The organism is Mesorhizobium sp. M1027, assembly GCF_040318745.1.
In the GTDB taxonomy this organism is placed as follows: Bacteria; Pseudomonadota; Alphaproteobacteria; order Rhizobiales; family Rhizobiaceae; genus Mesorhizobium.
The window spans coordinates 18,164-37,637 of sequence record NZ_JAMYMW010000001.1 but is presented as its reverse complement, the minus strand read 5'-3'; the positions used below and the strand labels follow the sequence as shown (position 1 = coordinate 37,637).

15 protein-coding genes and 1 pseudogene are annotated in these 19,474 nt (G+C 62.3%); 5 read left to right on the top strand and 11 right to left on the bottom strand.

All coding sequences use genetic code 11. The features are described from left to right. Positions 1-53 precede the first annotated feature (53 nt). Both NKH50_RS00110 and NKH50_RS00105 read left to right on the top strand, forming a co-directional pair. On the top strand, positions 54-905 hold the full coding sequence (locus NKH50_RS00110; protein ID WP_352875851.1) for an SDR family NAD(P)-dependent oxidoreductase: 852 nt from the start codon (positions 54-56) through the stop codon (positions 903-905). Continuing rightward, positions 902-1,623, top strand: a pseudogene (locus NKH50_RS00105) (SDR family oxidoreductase). Before NKH50_RS00110 ends, NKH50_RS00105 begins: the two are co-directional and overlap by 4 nt. A gap of 27 nt (positions 1,624-1,650) precedes the next feature. Here the strand turns inward: NKH50_RS00105 and NKH50_RS00100 are convergent. From NKH50_RS00100 to NKH50_RS00080, 5 genes are all read right to left on the bottom strand, one after another. Next, the gene (locus NKH50_RS00100; protein WP_352475415.1) at positions 1,651-2,028 is read right to left on the bottom strand and encodes a DoxX family protein; all 378 of its coding nucleotides are present in this window, start codon (positions 2,026-2,028) and stop codon (positions 1,651-1,653) included. A gap of 52 nt (positions 2,029-2,080) precedes the next feature. Continuing rightward, positions 2,081-2,539 (bottom strand): carboxymuconolactone decarboxylase family protein, encoded by a 459-nt coding sequence (locus NKH50_RS00095; RefSeq protein WP_352475416.1) that lies wholly within the window; start codon positions 2,537-2,539, stop codon positions 2,081-2,083. A gap of 13 nt (positions 2,540-2,552) precedes the next feature. After that, positions 2,553-3,071: an RrF2 family transcriptional regulator gene (locus tag NKH50_RS00090; protein WP_352644794.1), complete on the bottom strand. Its 519-nt coding sequence runs from the start codon at positions 3,069-3,071 to the stop codon at positions 2,553-2,555. A 109-nt stretch (positions 3,072-3,180) separates the two neighbouring features. Further along, positions 3,181-4,494, bottom strand: coding sequence for an NAD-dependent dihydropyrimidine dehydrogenase subunit PreA (gene preA, locus NKH50_RS00085; protein ID WP_352644796.1), 1,314 nt, complete (start codon positions 4,492-4,494; stop codon positions 3,181-3,183). Between the two features lie 2 nt (positions 4,495-4,496). Beyond that, a complete protein-coding gene (locus NKH50_RS00080; RefSeq protein WP_352740676.1) occupies positions 4,497-5,861 on the bottom strand; it encodes an NAD(P)-dependent oxidoreductase in 1,365 nt (454 codons plus the stop codon). A 471-nt stretch (positions 5,862-6,332) separates the two neighbouring features. Between NKH50_RS00080 and NKH50_RS00075 the strand changes: the two genes are divergently transcribed. Then, positions 6,333-7,109 (top strand): VOC family protein, encoded by a 777-nt coding sequence (locus tag NKH50_RS00075; RefSeq protein WP_352875847.1) that lies wholly within the window; start codon positions 6,333-6,335, stop codon positions 7,107-7,109. Positions 7,110-7,265: 156 nt separating this feature from the next. Continuing rightward, entirely contained in the window at positions 7,266-7,658 is a 393-nt protein-coding gene (locus NKH50_RS00070; protein WP_352875844.1) for a DoxX family protein, read from the top strand. A gap of 105 nt (positions 7,659-7,763) precedes the next feature. Here the strand turns inward: NKH50_RS00070 and NKH50_RS00065 are convergent, their stop codons facing one another. Together NKH50_RS00065 and NKH50_RS00060 are read right to left on the bottom strand one after the other, a co-directional pair. Beyond that, entirely contained in the window at positions 7,764-10,199 is a 2,436-nt protein-coding gene (locus NKH50_RS00065; protein WP_352875841.1) for a GcvT family protein, read from the bottom strand. A gap of 79 nt (positions 10,200-10,278) precedes the next feature. Further along, the gene (locus NKH50_RS00060) at positions 10,279-11,817 is read right to left on the bottom strand and encodes a trimethylamine methyltransferase family protein (protein WP_352703411.1); all 1,539 of its coding nucleotides are present in this window, start codon (positions 11,815-11,817) and stop codon (positions 10,279-10,281) included. A gap of 215 nt (positions 11,818-12,032) precedes the next feature. On the opposite strand from NKH50_RS00060, the gene NKH50_RS00055 reads away from it, so the two are divergent. Next, positions 12,033-12,623 (top strand): transglycosylase SLT domain-containing protein, encoded by a 591-nt coding sequence (locus NKH50_RS00055; protein ID WP_352740674.1) that lies wholly within the window; start codon positions 12,033-12,035, stop codon positions 12,621-12,623. A 14-nt stretch (positions 12,624-12,637) separates the two neighbouring features. Here the strand turns inward: NKH50_RS00055 and NKH50_RS00050 are convergent, their stop codons facing one another. From NKH50_RS00050 to NKH50_RS00035, 4 genes are all read right to left on the bottom strand, one after another. Next, positions 12,638-15,058 (bottom strand): dipeptide ABC transporter ATP-binding protein, encoded by a 2,421-nt coding sequence (locus tag NKH50_RS00050; RefSeq protein ID WP_352752280.1) that lies wholly within the window; start codon positions 15,056-15,058, stop codon positions 12,638-12,640. Between the two features lie 95 nt (positions 15,059-15,153). Beyond that, positions 15,154-16,311, bottom strand: a complete 1,158-nt coding sequence (locus tag NKH50_RS00045) for an ABC transporter permease (RefSeq protein WP_352475425.1) — start codon at positions 16,309-16,311, stop codon at positions 15,154-15,156. A 12-nt stretch (positions 16,312-16,323) separates the two neighbouring features. Next, positions 16,324-17,358: an ABC transporter permease gene (locus NKH50_RS00040; RefSeq protein ID WP_352475426.1), complete on the bottom strand. Its 1,035-nt coding sequence runs from the start codon at positions 17,356-17,358 to the stop codon at positions 16,324-16,326. Between the two features lie 218 nt (positions 17,359-17,576). Further along, the gene (locus NKH50_RS00035; RefSeq protein ID WP_352740670.1) at positions 17,577-19,229 is read right to left on the bottom strand and encodes an ABC transporter substrate-binding protein; all 1,653 of its coding nucleotides are present in this window, start codon (positions 19,227-19,229) and stop codon (positions 17,577-17,579) included. Positions 19,230-19,474: the final 245 nt, after the last annotated feature.

Below are 19,474 nucleotides of genomic sequence, written 5' to 3'. Positions count from 1 at the left end.
AGTGGCTGGTGCCCCATCTTTCCGCTCAGAGCTATGAGATGGAGGCTCCGAACATGGAACTGAAAGACAAGACAATCCTCATCACAGGGTCTACCGACGGTGTCGGCCGCGTCGTCGCGCAAAGGCTCGGCGCCGGCGGCGCGCGCATCCTGGTGCATGGCCGCGACGCGACAAGGGGCAAGGCGATCGGGGCCGAAATCGAAGCCGCCGGCGGCAAGGCCGAGCTGCTGGTCGCCGATCTCTCCTCCCTGGCGGAAGTTCGCCGCCTCGCCGAGGCCGTGCGCGCAAGGACCAAGCGGCTCGATGTCCTCATCAACAATGCCGGCGTCGGCACCGCCGGCCCAAACGCGAAACGGCAGGTCAGCGCCGACGGCTACGAGTTGCGCTTTGCCGTCAACTATCTCGCCGGTTTCCTGCTCACCACGGAGCTGCTGCCGCTGCTCAAGTCCAGCGTGCCGGCGCGCATCGTCAACGTCGCCTCGGCCGGCCAGCAGGCGATCGACTTCGACGACGTCATGCTGACCCGCTCCTATGGCGGCGTCCGTGCCTACTGCCAGAGCAAGCTGGCGCAGATCATGTTCACCATCGATCTGGCGGAGCAGCTGAACGGCACCGGTGTCACGGTCAACAGCCTGCATCCGGCAAGCTACATGAACACTACGATGGTGCGGCAGGCGGGCATCACACCCTGGAGCTCCGTCGAAACCGGCGCCGAGGCCATCATCAACCTCGCCACATCGCCGGCGCTTGAGGGGCGAAGCGGCCTCTATTTCGACGGCCAAAGAAAATCCCGCGCCGATGCGCAAGCCTATGACGCTAAGGCGAGGCAGCAGTTGCGCGAATTGAGCCTCGGCCTTGTCGGGCTCGCACCCGCTTCCGCAACATCGAAGAAAGAAAATTCATGATCGAGAAAACCAATCACACCGTGGTGGTCGGCGGCTCCTCCGGCATCGGCCTGGCCACCGCGAAAAAGCTGCTCGGCCCGGGCATGAAGGTGACGATCACCGGGCGCAACCAGGAAAGGCTCGACAACGCATGGCAAGGCCTTGGCGGCGCGGTCGAAAAAGCTGCCTTCGACGCCGCGAAGCCGGACGAGGTTCGCCGGTTCTTCAGCGATCTCGGCCCTTTCGATCACCTGGTGCTGGCCGCTAGCGGCGGCAGGGGCTCGGCCCGTTCGAAACACTTGACCTGACCGACATCGGCGGTGGCGTCGACGAGAAGGTCCGGCCACAGCTCTCCTGCCTGCAGGCCGCCTTGCCGACGCTGAACAAGAGCGGTTCGGTGACTTTCATCTCGGCGGTGTCGGCGCAATTGTCGGCGCCCGGCGTCGCCGGCATCGCCGCCGTCAACGGCATGCTGCTGACCGTGGTGCCGATCCTGGCGATGGAGCTGAAGCCGTTACGCGTCAATGTCGTGGCGCCGGGTGTCATCGACACGCCATGGTGGGATTTTTTGCCCGACGATCAGCGGCAGGCGGTGTTTGCCGAATATGCCGGCAAGACGCCGGTCGGCCGCATCGGCCGCGCCGAGGACGTCGCCGAGGCGATTGCGTTCCTGGTTTCGAACAGCTTCGTCACCGGCCAGGTCCTGACCTGCGACGGAGGTTTGCGGTATGCGGCGTAAAGCGGCTGCCCCAGGCGACGGTCGTTGTCAAAGCGGCTGCGCGATCAGCGCCAGAAATCCTCCGGTCAACGCCACGTTGCCCACAAAGCCATTGATGCGGGACGCGCGCTCCGGGCCCTGATGATCCCAGAAATTATGGAACATCGGCGTAGCGACAATCAGGAACAGGATCAGGCATGCCGCCGCCAGAGCGGTCCAGATGCCTGCGATCACCAGCGCTCCGGCGATGATCTGCAGGACGATCCCCAGCCACAGCACCAGCCGCGCCTGCGGCACGCCGCGCGTCGTCATCAATTGGCTCACCAACGCCGCGTTCTGAATGTTGCGTAGGCCGGCAAAGACAAAGGCGCCGCCAAGCAGCAGGCGGGCGGCGAATAGGATCTCATTATTAAAGCTTGAAAACATGCTGTCGGTCCTTGGAAAAGAGGCGCGCGGCGCAAGGCCGCGCGCCTGGTTCTCAAGCGGCCATGACCGCCGGCATCGGATGGATTGCATGGAACGGAACGCAAAGCCGGTTCCAGGTGTTGATCATGCCGAGCGCAACCGACAGCTTGACCAGCTCCTCTTCCGAGAAATGCTCGAGCGTCCTTGCATAGAGTTCGTCCGAAATATCGTTATCGGCGATCCTGGTCAGCGCGTCGGTCCAGGCGAATGCTGCGCGTTCACGCTCGGAAAACAGCGGCGATTCCTTCCAGGCGGAGACCAGATAGAGCCGCTGCTCGCTTTCGCCGTCGCGGCGCGCTTCGCGGCTATGCATCTCAACGCAATACGAGCAGCCATTGATCTGCGACGCCCTGAGCTTGATCAGATGCAACAGGCTTTTTTCGAGCCCGCATTCGTCGACTGCCTTGTTGAGCGCCGACACCGCCTTCATGATCTCCGGCGCCGCGCCGAAAAATTGCAGCCTCTGTTTCATCGTCTGTAGCCTTTCATGCTTGCTTGGTTGAACTTGATTTCTGCGGCCGCTGATGGCGCTCGACGAAGGCGCAGTTCGCGGCGATCGAACGGGGATCGGCATCGGCCGTGTATTCTGCAACGATGTCGGACAGCCGGGCGTCGGCGAGCGCGGCGCGATAGGCGCGCTCGGCCTTCAGCATGGCTACGTTGATGCCGCAAGGTTTGACATAGACCGAGGCATCGAGCTTCGCTGGGCCGCGCTGGCGGATTTCGGCGCAGCGGAAGGCCGGTTCGCGCCCCTCGACGGCCAGCACGATATCGAGCAGCGTTATGCGTTCCGCCGGCCGCGCCAGCCGGTAGCCGCCGTATGGCCCCGGCACCGATTCCAGAATGCCCGACGTTGTCAGCATGTTGAGATGCTTAAGCAGATAGCTCGGCGACAGCCCGAACGCTTCCGCCATGGCAGCACCCGGCATAGTCGCCGCGCCTTCCATGCCGGCTAGCATGGCGGCGCAGTGGATGGCCGCTTCGACGCCCTCGCCCAGCTTCATTTCGCTCTCCTATTCATGGATACATGTTATCATGGATAATAAGCATCCGCAATATCTATTTGAAAAAAGCGGCGCCCGCAGGTGCCGCTTTCCCACAACGCGCTGTTCGCTACTCCGCCGCCACCTTGGCCATCGGATTGTTCGGATGCGTCGTCCAGTTGGCATAGATCGGCGACACCGGCCTGCCGGTGCGCTGGTCGATCACGCCGGCCGCCAGCGGCTCCATGGTGATGCAATTCTCGACCGGACAGACATTGACACAGAGATTGCAGCCGACACATTCGGCCTCGATCACCTCGAAATGCCTGACGCCGTCGACCATGCTGGTGATCGCCTGGTGCGAGGTGTCCTCGCAGGCGATGTGGCAGCGGCCGCATTTGATGCAGGCGTCCTGGTCGATATGCGCCTTGGCGACGTAGTTGAGGTTGAGATACTGCCAGTCGGTGACGTTGGGGGTGGCGCGGCCGACGAAGTCGTCCAGCGAGGCATGGCCCTTCTCGTCCATCCAGTTTTCCAAGCCGGCGATCATCTCCTGCACGATCTTGAAGCCATAGGTCATCGCCGCCGTGCACACCTGCACATTGCCGGCGCCGAGCGCCATGAATTCGGCGGCGTCACGCCAGGTGGTGATGCCGCCGATGCCGGAGATCGGCAGGCCCTTCGTTTCCGGATCGCGCGCGATCTCGGCCACCATGTTCATGGCGATCGGCTTCACCGCCGGGCCGCAATAGCCGCCATGCGAACCCTTGCCGTCGATCGTCGGCTCCGGCGCGAAACTATCGAGATTGACGCCGGTGATCGAGTTGATGGTGTTGATCAGCGACACCGCGTCGGTGCCGCCGGCAAGGGCAGCGCGTGCCGGCTTGCGTATGTCGGTGATGTTGGGCGTCAGCTTGGTGATGACAGGCATGCGGGTGTTGGCCTTGCACCAGCGCACCACCATTTCGATGTATTCCGGCACCTGGCCGACCGCCGCACCCATGCCGCGTTCCGACATGCCATGCGGGCAGCCGAAATTGAGTTCGATGCCGTCGGCGCCGGTCTCCTCGACCACCGGCAGGATCGCCTTCCAGGCATGCTCCTCGCACGGCACCATCAGCGAGACGACTATTGCCCGGTCGGGCCAGTCCATCTTGACCTGCTTGATCTCGCGCAGATTGACCTGCAGGTCGCGATCGGTGATCAGCTCGATGTTATTGAGGCCGAGCAGACGACGGTCGGCGCCCCAGATCGCGCCATAGCGTGGCCCGTTGACGTTGACCACCGGTGGGCCCTCTTCCCCGAGCGTCTTCCACACCACGCCTCCCCAGCCCGCCTTGAAGGCGCGGATGACGTTGTAAGCCTTGTCGGTCGGCGGCGCCGAGGCCAGCCAGAACGGGTTCGGCGACTTGATGCCGACGAAATTGTTGCGGATGTCTGCCATGCTCATGCCCTCCCGTTCGAGGTCAGTGCCCGATGAATGCTCTCCGCCGCATCGCGGCCTTGCGCGACGGCTGAAACAGTCAGGTCGTCGCCGCCGAAAATGCAGTCGCCGCCAGCCCAGACATTGGCCAGCGAGGTGCGCCCTTCCGCGTCGACCTTGATGCGGCCGGCTTCCAGGGCAAGCAAGGCTCCGCTGCCGTTGAGCGCAGCCGGGACAAAGCTCTGGCCGATCGCCTTGAACACCTGATCGGCGACGAGCGTCAGCCGCTCGCCGGTGCCGACGAGCCGGTCGCCGTCCATCGCGGTGTATTCGAGCTCGATCGCCGACACCTTGCCGGCGTCGGCAATGACCCGCTTCGGCTGCAACCAGTGCCGGATGATGACGCCGTTGGCGGCAGCCAGATCCTGTTCGAATTCGGAGGCATTCATGTGCTCCGGGCCGCGCCGATAGCAGATCGTCACCTCTTCGGCACCGAGCAGCTTCGATTGCACCGCCGCGTCGATCGCCGTCATGCCGCCGCCGATGACAACAACACGCCGTCCGACCGGCAGGCTGGCCAGATCACTGGCCTGACGCAGCTCGGCAATGAACTCGACGGCATTGGTGACGCCTTGCGCCTCCTCGCCGTCCGCTCGCAAGGCATTGACGCCGGCAAGCCCCATGCCGAGGAACACCGCATCGTAATTCCTGATCAGGTCCGACAGCTGGTAATCGCGGCCGAGCGCCTTGCCGTTCTGGATGTCGATGCCGCCGATCGACGTGACATAGTCGACTTCGGCCTGAGCGAAATTGTCGACGCTCTTATAGGCCGCGATACCGTACTCATTGAGGCCGCCGGGCTTCGGGCGGGCTTCCAGGATGGTCACGTCGTGGCCATGACGGGCAAGCCGATGCGCGGCCGCAAGCCCGGCCGGTCCGGCGCCGACCACGGCGACCGTCTTGCCGGTCGGTTCGGAGCGTTTGTAGAACTGCTTGTTTTCGGCCATCGCGACATCGGTGGCGTAGCGCTGAAGGCGACCAATCTGCACCGGCTTGCCTTCTGCCACCTCGCGCACGCAGACCTCTTCGCACAGCGTCTCGGTCGGGCAGACGCGGGCGCACATGCCGCCCAAAATATTCTGGTCGAAGATCGTCTTGGCCGAGCCGATCGGATTGCCGGTCGCGATCTGGCGGATGAACAGCGGGATGTCGATCGAGGTCGGGCACGCATTCATGCACGGCGCGTCGTAGCAGAAATAGCAGCGGTCGGATTCGACCAGCGCCTCGTGATGATCGAGCGGCGGATGCAGATCGGAAAAATTGTCGGCATATTGTTCCGGCGAAAGTCGCCCGCCGGCAATGCCTTGCTTGAACTGGCCTTCTGGCATCGTCAGTTCCCCATGTTCTTGTTTTGGGGAAGGCTAGCACGTTTTATTTTTTTATCAATTGGTCAATTTTCGGCGCAAGCCGCTGGAACGGTTCAACCAACATGATAATCAAACTCATATTTTGACCTGCCTGATGGCTCTGTCGAAAGGCCGAAATGCCGCTTCGTCGGCGCTAGGCGCTTGCATAAGCTTGAGCACTTGATGCCATCCCCCGCGAACGAGGAAGAAACGCATAACAACCATGCGGATGCACGTCTCGCCGGCTAAGCCGCCACGAGCGATATAGGCCGCCGGCGTTCCAGCCGGGTGGTATAGACCGAAGATCCTCCGCTGTAGGAAAATCCAAACACAAAGCGCGCAGGCCACGGGCTGTGCGCCATAACTTTTTTGGCCGCTGTCTGATTTTCGTCGCGAAGATCGTCCTAGAATGGATCGCGCATGATCGATGTACAAACCGCAAGGAGCACGACAATGCCACAGTCCCCGATGCCCTTCTTCTGGTACGAGTTGATGACCACCGATCTCGACGCCGCCGAGGCGTTTTACACCTCGGTGGTGGGCTGGAGGGGGCAGCCTTTCGAAGGCGCCCCGAGCATGCCGCGCTATATCGTCATGAATGTCGGCGAGCGCGGCGTCGGCGGGCTGATGACGCTGCCCGAGGACGCGCGCAAGATGGGCATGCCGCCGGCCTGGATCGGTTATATCCTCACCAGGGACGTCGATGCCGCAACGGCGTCCCTCAAGAAGGCTGGTGGCGCGGTTCACCGCGAGCCCGACGACATTCCTGGCGTCGGCCGCTTCGCCGTCGTTGCCGACCCGCAAGGCGCGATATTCAACTTCCTGCAGCCCAGCGGCCCCGACCAGCCGCCGCTACCGTTGACGACACCCGGCAACATCGGCTGGCATGAGCTCTACACGTCAGACTGGAAGGCGGCGTTCGATTTCTATTCCAGCCAGTTCGGCTGGGAGAAGGGCGACGCCATGGATATGGGTCCGATGGGCGTCTACCAGCTTTTCGTCTTCGGCGGCGAGCCCGTTGGCGCCATAATGAACAAGCCCGAGCAGATCCCGGCGTCGGTCTGGCAGTTCTATTTCAACGTGCCCGGCATCGACGCGGCAGCCAAGCGTGTCACCGACAATGGCGGCAAGATCCTCATGGGTCCGATGGAGGTTCCCGGCGGCAGTTGGATCGTGCAGTGCACGGACCCGCAAGGCGCCCATTTCGCGCTAATGGCACCGACGCGGTAACAGGCCGCGCCAATTGCGGGGCCGCCTTCGTGCGGCCCCAAGACTGCAGCACTTCTCACGACTCACTCACCGACAGTTGATGGCAGGCCGGATCATGTGAATGGTCCGGCCTTTGGCGATGACCTATGGCCGGGCGAGGTGAAAATGGAGTCGTAGATGAAGCTTTTCGAAGGCCTGGCCGGATATCAACCGTTCGCTCTTGCCGCGTTGCGCATCATGACGGCGCTGCAGTTCATCGAGCACGGCACTCAGAAACTTTTCAATTTCCCTGTCGGCGACCATGCCGGCACCCTGAGCGGGCTGTCGCTGACTGCGGCCATCCTGGAATTCGCCGGCGGCATCCTGCTGGTATTGGGGCTTTTCACCAGGCCGGTGGCATTCCTTCTCAGCGGCGAGATGGCGATCGCCTATTTCATGGCGCACATGCCGCGCGACTTCTTCCCGGTCAACAACGACGGCGATGCGGCAATATCGTTCTGCTTCATCTTCCTCTATCTGGTGTTCGCCGGCGCCGGCGCCCTGGCGCTGGATAACCGCCGGGTTTCGTAATTGACCGTCTCCCGGCCGTGGGCCCGCTGCCTCCGGCAGCTCCCCGGCGTTCGGAACCTTTCGCCGTGCCACCGGCACGGCGAATTCGCTGTGCGAACCGGTTCCTCACCCTCTCATCCGTTCGAAATTCGCGTCGAACAGCGGGGTCGGCTGCATGCGCGCGGCGTGGCGTTTGCCCAGAAGCTCAATCTCGAAACCGTAGGCCTCGTCGGCGATCTCTTTCGGCACATAACCGATGGCGACAGATTTTTTGGAATGATGTGCGTAGCCGCCGGACGTGACCCAGCCGCGCACGGCGCCGCCATACCAGATTGGCTCGTCGCCGATGACGTCGGCATCGGCAGCATCGACGACAAAGGCCCGCAGCCGCAGTCTGCCGCCTTGCTTGCGCTCGGCCAGCGCCGCCTGCTTGCCGATGAAATCGGCCTGCTTGCCGTAGGCGACGAAGCGGTCGAGGCCGGCCTCCAGCGGCCCATAGATCGGCCGGTATTCGCGCGCCCATGAGCCGTAATTCTTCTCGAGCCGCAGCGCATTGAGCGCGCGCGAGCCGAACAGGCCGATGCCGAATTCCTCGCCCGCCGCCATCAGCGCCTGATAGGCGGCACGCTGATATTCCGGCGCCACCCAGATTTCGTAGCCGAGGTCGCCGGTGTAGCTGACGCGCCCGACCAGGCACGGCGCCATGCCGATATCCATCCTGCTGATGGCCATGAATGGAAAGGCCGTATTCGACACGTCAGATCGTGTGACCTTTTCAAGAAGCTTCCGCGCGCTCGGCCCGGCGATCGATAAGCCGGTGAGTTTTGCTCCCAGCGCCTCGATGCTGACAGAGCCGTCCTCCGGCAGATGCGCTTCGAACCAGCGCATATGGTACTGCTCGGCGACGCCGGAGCCTGCCAGGAACCAATCGTCACTTTTAGAATTGCCGAGATTGGCCAGCGTGAAATCGCCGATCAGCCTGCCGTCTTCCTTCAGCATCGGCGCCAGCGTCATGCGGCCGGATTTCGGCAGCTTGCAGGCAAGCAAGCGGTCGAGCCAGGCCGCAGCGCCCTCGCCGGTTACCCTGTATTTGGCGAATGACGAGATTTCCGACAGACCAACGCCTTGCCGAACCGTCTCCACTTCTTTCGCGACATGCTCGAAATCACTCGAGCGGCGCCAGGAGAATTCGTCCTTGACCCCTTCGGGCGCGTACCACAGCGGCACCTCCAGCCCATAGGCGACCCCCCATTGCGAGCCCTTCGCCGACAACAGATCGTAGACCGGTGTCGTCTTGAGCGGCCGGCCGGCCGGTAATTCCTCGTTTGGGAAGCGGATCGAAAACCGCCGCGAATAGTTTTCGCGCACCTTGGCGTTGGTGTAGGCCATTGTGGCCCAGTCGCCGTAGCGCGAAACGTCCATCGCCCAGATATCCGCGCCGGGATCGCCTTCGATCATCCAGTTCGACAGCGCCAGCCCGACGCCGCCGCCCTGCGAGAACCCCGCCATGACACCACAGGCCACCCAGAACCCCGGCAGGCCGCGCACCGGCCCGACCAGCGGATTGCCGTCCGGCGCAAAGGTGAAGGGTCCGTTGATGATCTGCTTGATGCCGGTGTTCTGGAACGCCGGGAAATGCCGGAACCCGACCTCCAGCGACGGTGCGATGCGGTCGATGTCGGGTTCGAGCAGTTCGTGGCCGAAACTCCATGGCGTCTGGAACTCGGACCATGGCTTGTTGGCCTTTTCGTAAGTGCCCATCAGCATGCCGCCGCGCTCCTGGCGCAGATACAGCTCGCCGTCGAAATCGACTGCATGGATGATCTCCGTACCAGTCTTCTGGTTCCAGGCGGCGACTTCCGGCATGTCCTCGGTGATCAGGTACATGTGCTCCATCGCCAGCACCGGCAGCTCCAGCCCGACCATGCGGCCGACCTCACGCGCCCACAGGCCGCCGGCGTTGACGACATGCTCGGCCACCACCTCACCCTTGTTGGTGATGACACGCCACAACCCGTCGGCGCGCCGCACGATGTCCTCGACCTTGGTGAAACGCTCGACCTCGGCACCAAGCTTCCTCGCGGCCTTGGCGTAGGCGTGGGTGACGCCGGAGGGGTCGAGATGACCGTCCTCCTTGTTGCGAACGGCGCCGACGAACTGCTTGGGGTCGAGCAACGGCATCAGCTCGGCCGCCTCATCAGGCGATATCTCCTCGAGCTCGATGCCGAGATAGCGGCCCTTGGCGACGACGCCGCGCAGCCAGTCGAGGCGCGCCTCGGTCGCCGCCAGCAAGACGCCGCCAGTCAGATGCACGCCGGTCGCCTGGCCGGACAGTTCCTCGATCTCCTTGTAGAGCGAGATTGTGTATTTCTGCAGCTTGGCGACATTGGGATCGCCATTGATGGTGTGCATGCCGCCGGCGGCGTGCCAGGTCGAGCCGGAGATCAATTCATTGCGCTCCAGGAGCACGATGTCGGTCCAGCCGTGACGGGCCAGATGGAACAGCACGGAGCACCCGACAACGCCACCGCCGATAACCACGACCTTTGCATGCGATTTCATGGGATTCTCTCTGACGTCAACGAGTTGGATGGGAACGATGAATTCGGGGAGGAGCCCCACGAGCGCGAGCCTTCGATCATCACGGCTCGCTTTGCCCGATCGCTTCCTTGCGCTTGGCCACGTATGCCTCCAGCGCTTCGCGCCTGGAGATTTCCATCACCGGCTCGACATAGTCCTCCAGCGCCTTCTTCCACAGCCGCGTCGCCCGCGCCGTGGCATCGAGCCCGCCAGCCTCCTGCCAGGCCTCGAAATTTTGCCAGTTGGACAGCATCGGCTGGTAGAAGGCTGTGGCGTAGCGCTCCAGCGTGTGCGGCTCGCCGAAGAAGTGGCCGCCGGTCGGAACCGCACCCAGAGCCTCGACAGCAAGCTCGGCCTCGTTGACCTCGATCGGGCGCAAAAACTCCATCATGTGCTGGATCATCTCGACATCGATGATGAACTTTTCGAACGACGCTGTCAGTCCGCCCTCTTGCCAGCCGGCGGCATGGTAGACGAGGTTGCCATGGCCGAGCACCGCGCCCCACAGCGCCATCAGCGTCTCATAGGCGCCTTGCGCGTCGGCGGCATTGGAAGCCGAGCCCGGCGTTGTGCGATAAGGCAGGTTGTAACGCCGCGCCAACTGTCCGGACGCGATATTCGCCTTGGTGTTTTCAGGCGTGCCGAACGCCGGCGCTCCCGATTTCATATCGACATTGGAGGTGAAGGCGCCATACATCACCGGCGCGCCGGGGCGGACGAGCTGCGTCAGCACCACGCCGAACAGCGCCTCGGCATTCTGCTGGGCGAGCGCGCCGGCAAGCGTCACCGGGCTCATCGCCCCCATCAGTGTGAACGGTGTTACCGCGACCGACTGGCCGAACTCGGCCATGGTCATCAGCCCCTCGGCCATCATCTCGTCGAAGCGGCGCGGCGAATTGACCGAGATGATGGTGGTGACGCCGGGATCGTCGCGCATCTCGTCAAGCGTCAGTCCGCGCGCGATTGCCATCATCTCGATGCCGTCGAGCGCCCTGCCGCGGCCGATGGCCGAGACGTGAAAGCTTTTGTCGGTCAGTGTCAGATTGGCGAAATAGGTGTCGAGATGACGGGAATTCGCCGGCAGTTCTACCGGCGCGCAGACCTGGTTGCCTAGCATGTGGATGCAGTTGAAATGCTGCGCCAGCCGGACGAGGTCGGAATAATCGCGCAAATTGCCGGCACGGCGGCCGCGCTCCATGTCGTGCACATTCGGCGGCCCGGCGACGAGGGTGAAGTTGATGGTGTTGCCGCCGAGGTGGACGGCATGGGCGGGATTGCGCGGCGTAAGCATATAGCTGGACTGTGTCGTCTTCAGCGCTTCCTCGACCATGCCGCGATCGATGCGGACGTTCATCGTGGCATGATCGACCTTGGCCCCGGCCTTCTCGAACAGCGACAGCGCCCGCGGGCTCATCACCTCGATGCCGAAATTCTCCAAGATATGCATCGACGCCTGGTGGATCGCCTCGATCTGGTCGGCCGAGAGCATCGCCATCGGCGGATAAGGGTTTGTCACCCGCCTGAGCGGCAGTTGCGGGATGGCGGTCGGTCCCCTGTTGCTGGTTCGCTCGGCGCCGCGCTTGCGTCTTGGTTCGATCATGCGGCGCATCAAAGCGCCGGCACGAGGATCGAGCTGTCAGAAATCCGCCATTTGCGGGCGTGATTTTAGCCAAGGCGGCATTCTTGGCAGTCATCCACTATGAAAGCGACGAAACAGGTCGAAATATCGACAATTGATCCGCTGGCCGGCAGAGATGGCGAGCGTTAAGAAACGCCGCAAGATTCCTTTTATGTTTTCGGCCTAATGCTCTTCCGATGCGTAGGTCGAGTTTTAGTAAAATTGTAGCGATTGCCGTGCCGCTGACGCTTTCGGCCTGCGCGACGCCGCCGAACCACATCAACGATGTCTGCGCCGTTTTCGACCAGAATGACGGCTGGTTCGACAATTGGCAGGCGGCGGCACAACGCGCCGAGCAGAAATACGGTGTGCCGGTTCCCGTGCTGATGGCGACGGTGCGCAAGGAGTCCGGCTTCAAGAGCAACGCCAGGCCGCCGCGCACCAAGCTGCTGGGCTTCATTCCCTGGAAACATATCTCCAGCGCCACCGGCTTCTCGCAGGCGCTCGACGGCACCTGGGCGCAATACCAGAACGAGACCGGCAGCTGGGCGGCGCGCCGCACCCGCTTTGCCGATGCCGTCGATTTCGTCGGCTGGTACCATTCCAAGACCGCCGAGACCCTCGGCGTCGCCCGCAACGACACCTACAATCTGTATCTCGCCTACTATCTCGGCTGGAATGCCTATAAGCGCGGCAATCGCGGCGACGCCGACGTGCAGCGCTATGCGCATGCCACCGAACAGATGGCGCAGGACTACGCCGCGCAGCTACGGCAATGCGCGCCCTAGCCTATTAACGGCTCTCAGCCGCCCTTGGGTTTGCGCGGCTTGCGCGTGGCGTCCTCGGCCTGGCGGCCGTCGCCGACAGTCGGCGGCATGATTGGTGCCACCGGGCTGTCGGCAGAGCTTGAGGTGCCGGTCTCTGAAACCTCGTCGCGAACCTCGTGACGGCGGGCTTTGGCGACCGCTTCGGCATTCTCCACTGCCTGGCCCTCGGCATCGGCTTCAACGCTGCCAGTCTTGCCATGCGGGCGCTTGGGCGGATCTCCGGCAAAGCCCGGGCCAACACCGTGGTTTGCATCATCCGGCACGCCCTCATTCGCGGCGTGCTCCTTGTCGAATTTGATCACCGGCTCCATTTTCGCCAGCACGTCGTCGGACAGCCAGCACAAGCTCATATGGCCGTCGCCGAGATTTTTGACTGGCGGCACCGTGGTTTCGCAAAGGTTGTCCGGCACCAGTTTCTTGTAGCCGCAGCGCGTCTGGAACGGACAGCCGGACGGCGGGTTCATCGCCGAAGGGATGTCGCCCTCCAGCACGATGTGCTTCTTGACCACGCTTGTGTCGGCGATCGGGATCGCCGACAGCAATGCCTCGGTATAGGGGTGATAGGGCGGCGCGAATATCTGGTCGGTCGTGCCTTGCTCAACGATATAGCCGAGATACATGACGACGACGCGGTCGGCGATGTAGCGCACCACCGACAGATCGTGGCTGATGAACAGCATCGTCGTCCTGTTCTTGCGCTGGATGTCCATCAAGAGCTCGGTCACCGCGGCCTGGACCGACACATCCAGTGCCGAGACCGGCTCGTCGGCCACCACCACCTTGGCGTCGCCGGCAAAGGCACGCGCAACGCCGATGCGCTGTTTCTGGCCGCCTGAAAGCTGGCGCGGCTTGCGCGACTCGAACGCCCTCGGCAGCTTCACCAGGTCGAGCAATTCCAGCATCCGCTTGCGGCGGTCGGCCACCGTGTCGCCGACATTGAACTTTTCCAGCGTACGGATGATCTGCGAACCGACCGAATGGCTGGGATTGAGCGTGTCGAACGGATTTTGGAACACCATCTGGATCGATGACACCGTGTCGACGCTGCGCTTCTCGATCCCGGTCGACTGGATCTCCTTATTGCCGAGCTTGACGCGGCCGGAGCTTGCCGTTTCGAGGCCGAGCAGCACCTTGGCCAGGGTCGATTTTCCGCAGCCGGATTCGCCGACGATAGCGACGGTCTCGGATTCGCGCGCCATGAACGAGATCGTCTCATTGGCCTTGACGACACGGCCCTCGCTCGAGCCGAACACTTCGCTGCCGCCGACCTTGTAGTACTTCCGGAGGTCTTCGATCTGGAGCACCGGCGCACCGGGCACCACCCGCTCGTTGACCTTCTTGGCGCCGGGTGGCAGCGCCTCCCAGTCGATCTCGTTGAAGCGCACACAGCGCGAGAAATGCCCGTCATGGCCTTCGACCGCGATCATCGGAATTTCGGCGGCGTTGCAGACGCCCTCGACGAAATGGTGGCAGCGCGGGCCGAAATTGCAGCCCTTCGGCCGCTCGTGCGGCAGCGGCAACTGCCCCGGGATCGAGATCAGCGGCCGCGAATTCTTGTCGGCGCCGGGCAGCGGGATCGAGCGGAACAGGCCTTGCGTGTAGGGATGGCGCATCCGGTCGAAGACGTCCTTGATCTTGCCGGTCTCCACCGCTTCGCCCGAATACATCACCGTAATGCGGTCGCAGGTCTCCAGGATCAGCCCGAGATTGTGCGATACGAAGATCATCGAGGTGCCGAACTTCTCGCCCAGCCCCTTGACCAGGTCGACGATGCCGGCTTCCACCGTCACGTCGAGCGCTGTCGTCGGCTCGTCGAGCAGGAGCAGCGCCGGCTTCGACAGCAGCGCCATGGCAATGACGATGCGCTGCTGCTGGCCGCCCGAAAGCTGGTGCGGATAGGAACGCATCATGCGTTCGGGATCCGGCAGCTTCACCGCGCGCACCATTTCCAAGGCGCGTTTATAAGCTTCGTCCTTCGACACCTTGTCGTGGATCAGTGGCACTTCCATCAGCTGCTGGCCGACCTTCATTGCCGGGTTCAGACTGGCCATCGGCTCCTGGTAGATCATCGCGATCTTGTTGCCGCGGATGGCGCGCAGTTCCTCGTCGGACAGTTCTCCCATGTCCTTGCCCTGGAACTTGATCTTTCCGCCGACGATCTTTCCGATGTTGGAGAGGTCGCGCATGATGCCGAGCGACACGGTCGACTTGCCGCAACCGGATTCGCCGACAATGCCCATTGCCTCGCCGGGCATGACCGTGCAGGAAAAATCCATGACCGCCGGGATCTCGCCCTTGCGGGTGAAGAAGGAGATCGACAGGTTCTCGATCTCGATGATCGGCCCATTGGTCGGGCCATTGGTCGGCTTGGCGGGATTTCGAACTGCCTCATTCATGGGTCGCTCCAATCCTTGTTCTTCAGGCACGTCGGGCCGAACCCGGCATCGGTCTTCCCAGCGTCAATCTTTCCCGGCATCAATCTTTCCCGGCATCAATCTTTCATAGACTGTTCGCGCAGCGAATCCGCCAGGAGGTTGAGGCCGAGCACGAACGACATCAACGCGATCGTCGGCGGCAGCGCCGGGTGGATGAAGGAGCGCAGCAGCCGGCTTGCATCCTTGATCGCCGTGCCCCAGTCCGGGCTTTCCGGCGCTAGTCCCAGCCCGAAATAGCCGAGCGTGCCGAGCAGGATCGTAGTGTAGCCGATGCGCAGGCAGGCGTCGACGATCAGCGGCCCGCGCGCATTGGGCAATATCTCCCACAGCATGATGTACCAGGGCGATTCACCGCGCGTTTGAGCCGCCGCAACATAGTCGCGCGTTTTGATGTCCATGACCAGGCCGCGCACGATGCGGAACACGCCCGGGCTGGAGGCGAACACCACCGCCACGAAGATGTTGAGCTGGTTGGGATCGATGTGGATGATTTTGAACGGATCGGCATCGAAGACAAGGCCGGCATAGATCCAGCCGCCAAGCACCAACGTCAGGCCAAGCAGGATATAGAGGCGGTCGGGACGGTTCTTGTAGCGCGTCCAGAACAACACACTGAAGAAGATGATCGGAAACAGGAAGAACAGCCCTGCCATCGCGTAGGGGATCGGCGTGTCCATGATGCCCGGCGTCACCAGCAGGTAGAACAGCAGGATCACCGGGAAGGCCAGCACAAGGTTTGCGAGGAAGGACAGCACCGTATCGATCCTGCCGCCATAATAGCCGGCCGGCAGGCCGAGCGTAATACCGACCATCAGCGCAAAACCGGTCGCCGCCGGCGCGATGATCAGCACGATCTGGCTGCCATAGACCATGCGGGAGAACACGTCGCGGGCGAGCTTGTCGCCGCCGAAATAGTATATAAGTTTCGACGCCGGCTCGATCGCGCCCGGCAGCGCGTCCTTCATGATCGGCACCTGGGCAAGCGGATCGAAGGGCGAGATGGTCGACGCGAAGATCGCCGTAAACAGCCAGAACAGGCAGATGCCAACGCCGACGATGCCGACGCCGCTGTCGAAAAGCTGGCCGTAAAGGCCTAGTTTCTTCTTGTAGCCGAAGCTCGCTCCCATCACCAGGGCGAGAGCGATCCAGACCGGCCAGAAGCGGGCAAGCACGCCGAGTACGACGTTGAGGGCGCTGAGATATTCGACCTGCATCCGCCCGGTCTCCTATTGAACTCTGATGCGCGGATTGAGGAACGCGTAGCCGACATCGGAGATGAGCTGTGTGATCAGGACGATAAACACCGAGACCAGTGAACAGCCGAGCAGAAGATCGATGTCGTTGTTGCCGGCAGCCTCGACCAGCGTGTAGCCGAAACCCTGGTAGCGGAACATCACCTCGACGATAACGACACCGGTGAGCAGCCAGGGAAACTGCAGCATGATGACCGTGAACGGTGCGATCAGCGCATTGCGCAGAGCGTGCTTTATCACCACGCTGCCGAAGGAGAGGCCCTTCAGCCGGGCGGTTCGGATATATTGCTGTGTCATCACCTCCACCATCGAGGCGCGGGTCATGCGGGCGATGTAGCCGATGCCGTAGATCGCCAGCGTCATTACCGGCAAGGTGAAATTGTAGAAGGTGATGCCCTGGCTGGCCGAGGCCGCCGAACCGTTCAGCACGCCGAGCCAGGAGGCGAAGATCACGGTGAAGATGACGCCCGAAACGTATTCGGGCGTCGCCGTCGAGGCGATCGAAGCCACCGACAATGTACGGTCGGTGCGTGAGCCCTCGCGCATGCCGGCGAGAATGCCGATCAAAAGCGAGACCGGCACCATCACGGCCAGCACGCAGAGCATCAGGATGCCGGTGGCGCTGAGCGCCGGGAAGAGTTTCGAAGCGACCGTCGTCTTGAACTTCGTCGAGCAACCGAAATCGCCTTGCAGGATGCCGGAGAATGTCGGCACGACCGGATCGTTGCAGAAGGAGAAACGCTGTGCGGGCTTGCCGGTCGCCGGGTCGGTCACCGGCTGCTTTGGCATGATGCCCAGCCATTGGCCGTAGCGGACAAAGAAATTCTGCCGATAGCCATGGTTGACCAGCCAGGCCTCAAGCTGCTCGGCGGATGTGTGCATTTCGGTCTGGCTGATCGCCAGCTTCTTCAGATTGGGCCCGAGATTGACCAGGAAGAAGACGATCATCGTCAGGCACAGCATCGTCAATGCCATGGTGCCGAGACGCCTGATAACGAAAGAAAGCATGGCGGTCCCCTGCCGGTCGGGTTGGGGGTTGGAACCGGTTTGCAAGCCGCCCTGCCGCCACGGCAGAACAAGCCTTCAGACCAGTCCCAGATGCAATACCCTTTTTATTGCAGACCCCGGCCGAAGAGTCCGCAACTTTTTGCTGCGCCGACTTCCGGTCCATGGATCATGCAAAGAGCGACGGAAAGGGGCGAGACGCCCCTTTCCGGATCGTCCGGTCAGGCCTGCTCGAGCCAGACCTTGCCATAGTCGCGCTCGAAGGTCGGGTGCATCTTGTAGTTCTGCACCGCCTTGACCGAATGGCTGTAGAGCTTGCGCCAATAAGGCTGGATGATAATGCCGGAATCCTGCAGGATCTGCTCGATGTCCTTCATCATTTCCTTGCGCTTGGCGGCGTCGGCGACTGCGAGCGCAGCATTGAGCTTGGCATCCCACTCCGGATTCGACCAGGCCGTCTCGTTCCAGGCTTCACCTGTGCGATAGCCGATCGCCAGAACCTGGACGCCGAGCGGCCGCATGTTCCAGTTGGTCATCGACAGCGGATACTTCGTCCAGTCGTTCCAGAAGGTCGAACCCGGCAGCACGGTACGCTTCACCTTGATGCCGGCGTCGCGCATCTGCGCGGCGATCGCATCGCCTGTATTCTTGTGCCAGTCCTCGTCGACCGTGATCAGCTCGTGCTCGAAATCGGCCTGGCCGGCTTCCGCCATCAGCGCCTTCGCCTTTGCCGGGTCGCGAGCAATCTTCGGCAGTTCGTAGTATTCCGGATGGATCGGGGCGACATGGTGGTTTTCGGCAACCGTGCCGGCATTGCCGTAGCCGAGCTGGAGGACGACATTGTTGTCGACCGCGAGTTGCAGGGCGTTGCGAACCTTCTGGTCGCCATAAGGCTTGTTGGTTACATTGGTGCGGCAGACGATCGTCGAGGCGGTGACGATCTCCGACTTCACCAGGTCCATGCCGTCGAGGATCGACACATAGTCGGCCGACGTCTCGAAATTGGTGTGTACCTCGCCTGCTTCGAAGGCGCTGACCATGGCCGCCGGATCGGTGCCGTAGTCGATGAACTCGATGCCGTCGAGGAAGACGTCACCATCCCACCATTTGTTATCTTCGCGGCGCTTGTAGACCACTTTCTGGCCGACATCGTAGGAGACCAGCTCGAACGGCCCAGTGCCGATCGGGCAAGACTTGAAGTCGCCGCCTTTTTCATCGAACGTCTTGTGGACGATGAGGCCGGGATAGTCGCACACGTTGGGAATGAGGGCGATATCCGGCTTGCTGAGCGTCAGCTTGATCGTGTGGTCGTCGACCTTGGTCACGGCGCTCTCATCCAGCTTGTCGTCCTTGACCAGCGAACCGAGGCGACCCGGCATGGAATTGCCTTCTGCCTTCTTGTCGGCCCAACGCTTGAGGTTGAAGATGACGTCGTCTGCGGTGAACGGATCGCCGTTGTTCCAGGTGACGCCTTTGCGCACATGCAGCGTGTATTCGGTAGCGTCGTCATTCACGTCCCAGCTCTCCAGCAGATAGGGGCGGAATGTGTATTCGGTGGTATATTTGACCAGCGGCTCGAGCGCCTGGCGCTCGGCATTGGCGATTTCCGACCAGTCGGCCTTGCGCGGATCCTTCGGATCCTTGATCCATTGCGCGACCTTCAACACGCCGCCTTTCTTGCCCTGGACCTCTTCCGCCTTGGCCGGCGTCGGGTCTGCAAGGCCAAGCATGCCATAGGCCATCGCCGTCGAAGCTCCGAAGACGCTGGCGAGAGCCAGAAATTCGCGACGATCCATCTTGCCTGCCTTGGCGTCTTCGGCCATGGCCAGGATGTGATCGGGAACGCGGTCGCCGTTACTCTTGTAGATCGTCATGACTAACTCCCATTGTTGGCTTTCTGCCTTTTAACATTCCGCATCCGCGCCATGATGTCAAAGACGGCACGGATTGGGAACATGCCAAGGAATGTGCAACTTTGAAAGCAGGCCGGTTCGCGCGATAGCGACAGTCTTGGCGCAAATTTGCTACTGCGCCAGGGATTTCGCCCGAAATCTCCACGGGCAATTAAACCGGGACATTCGCTGCTACGCCGCTCGTTCTTCGGGCGACCAGTTGTTCT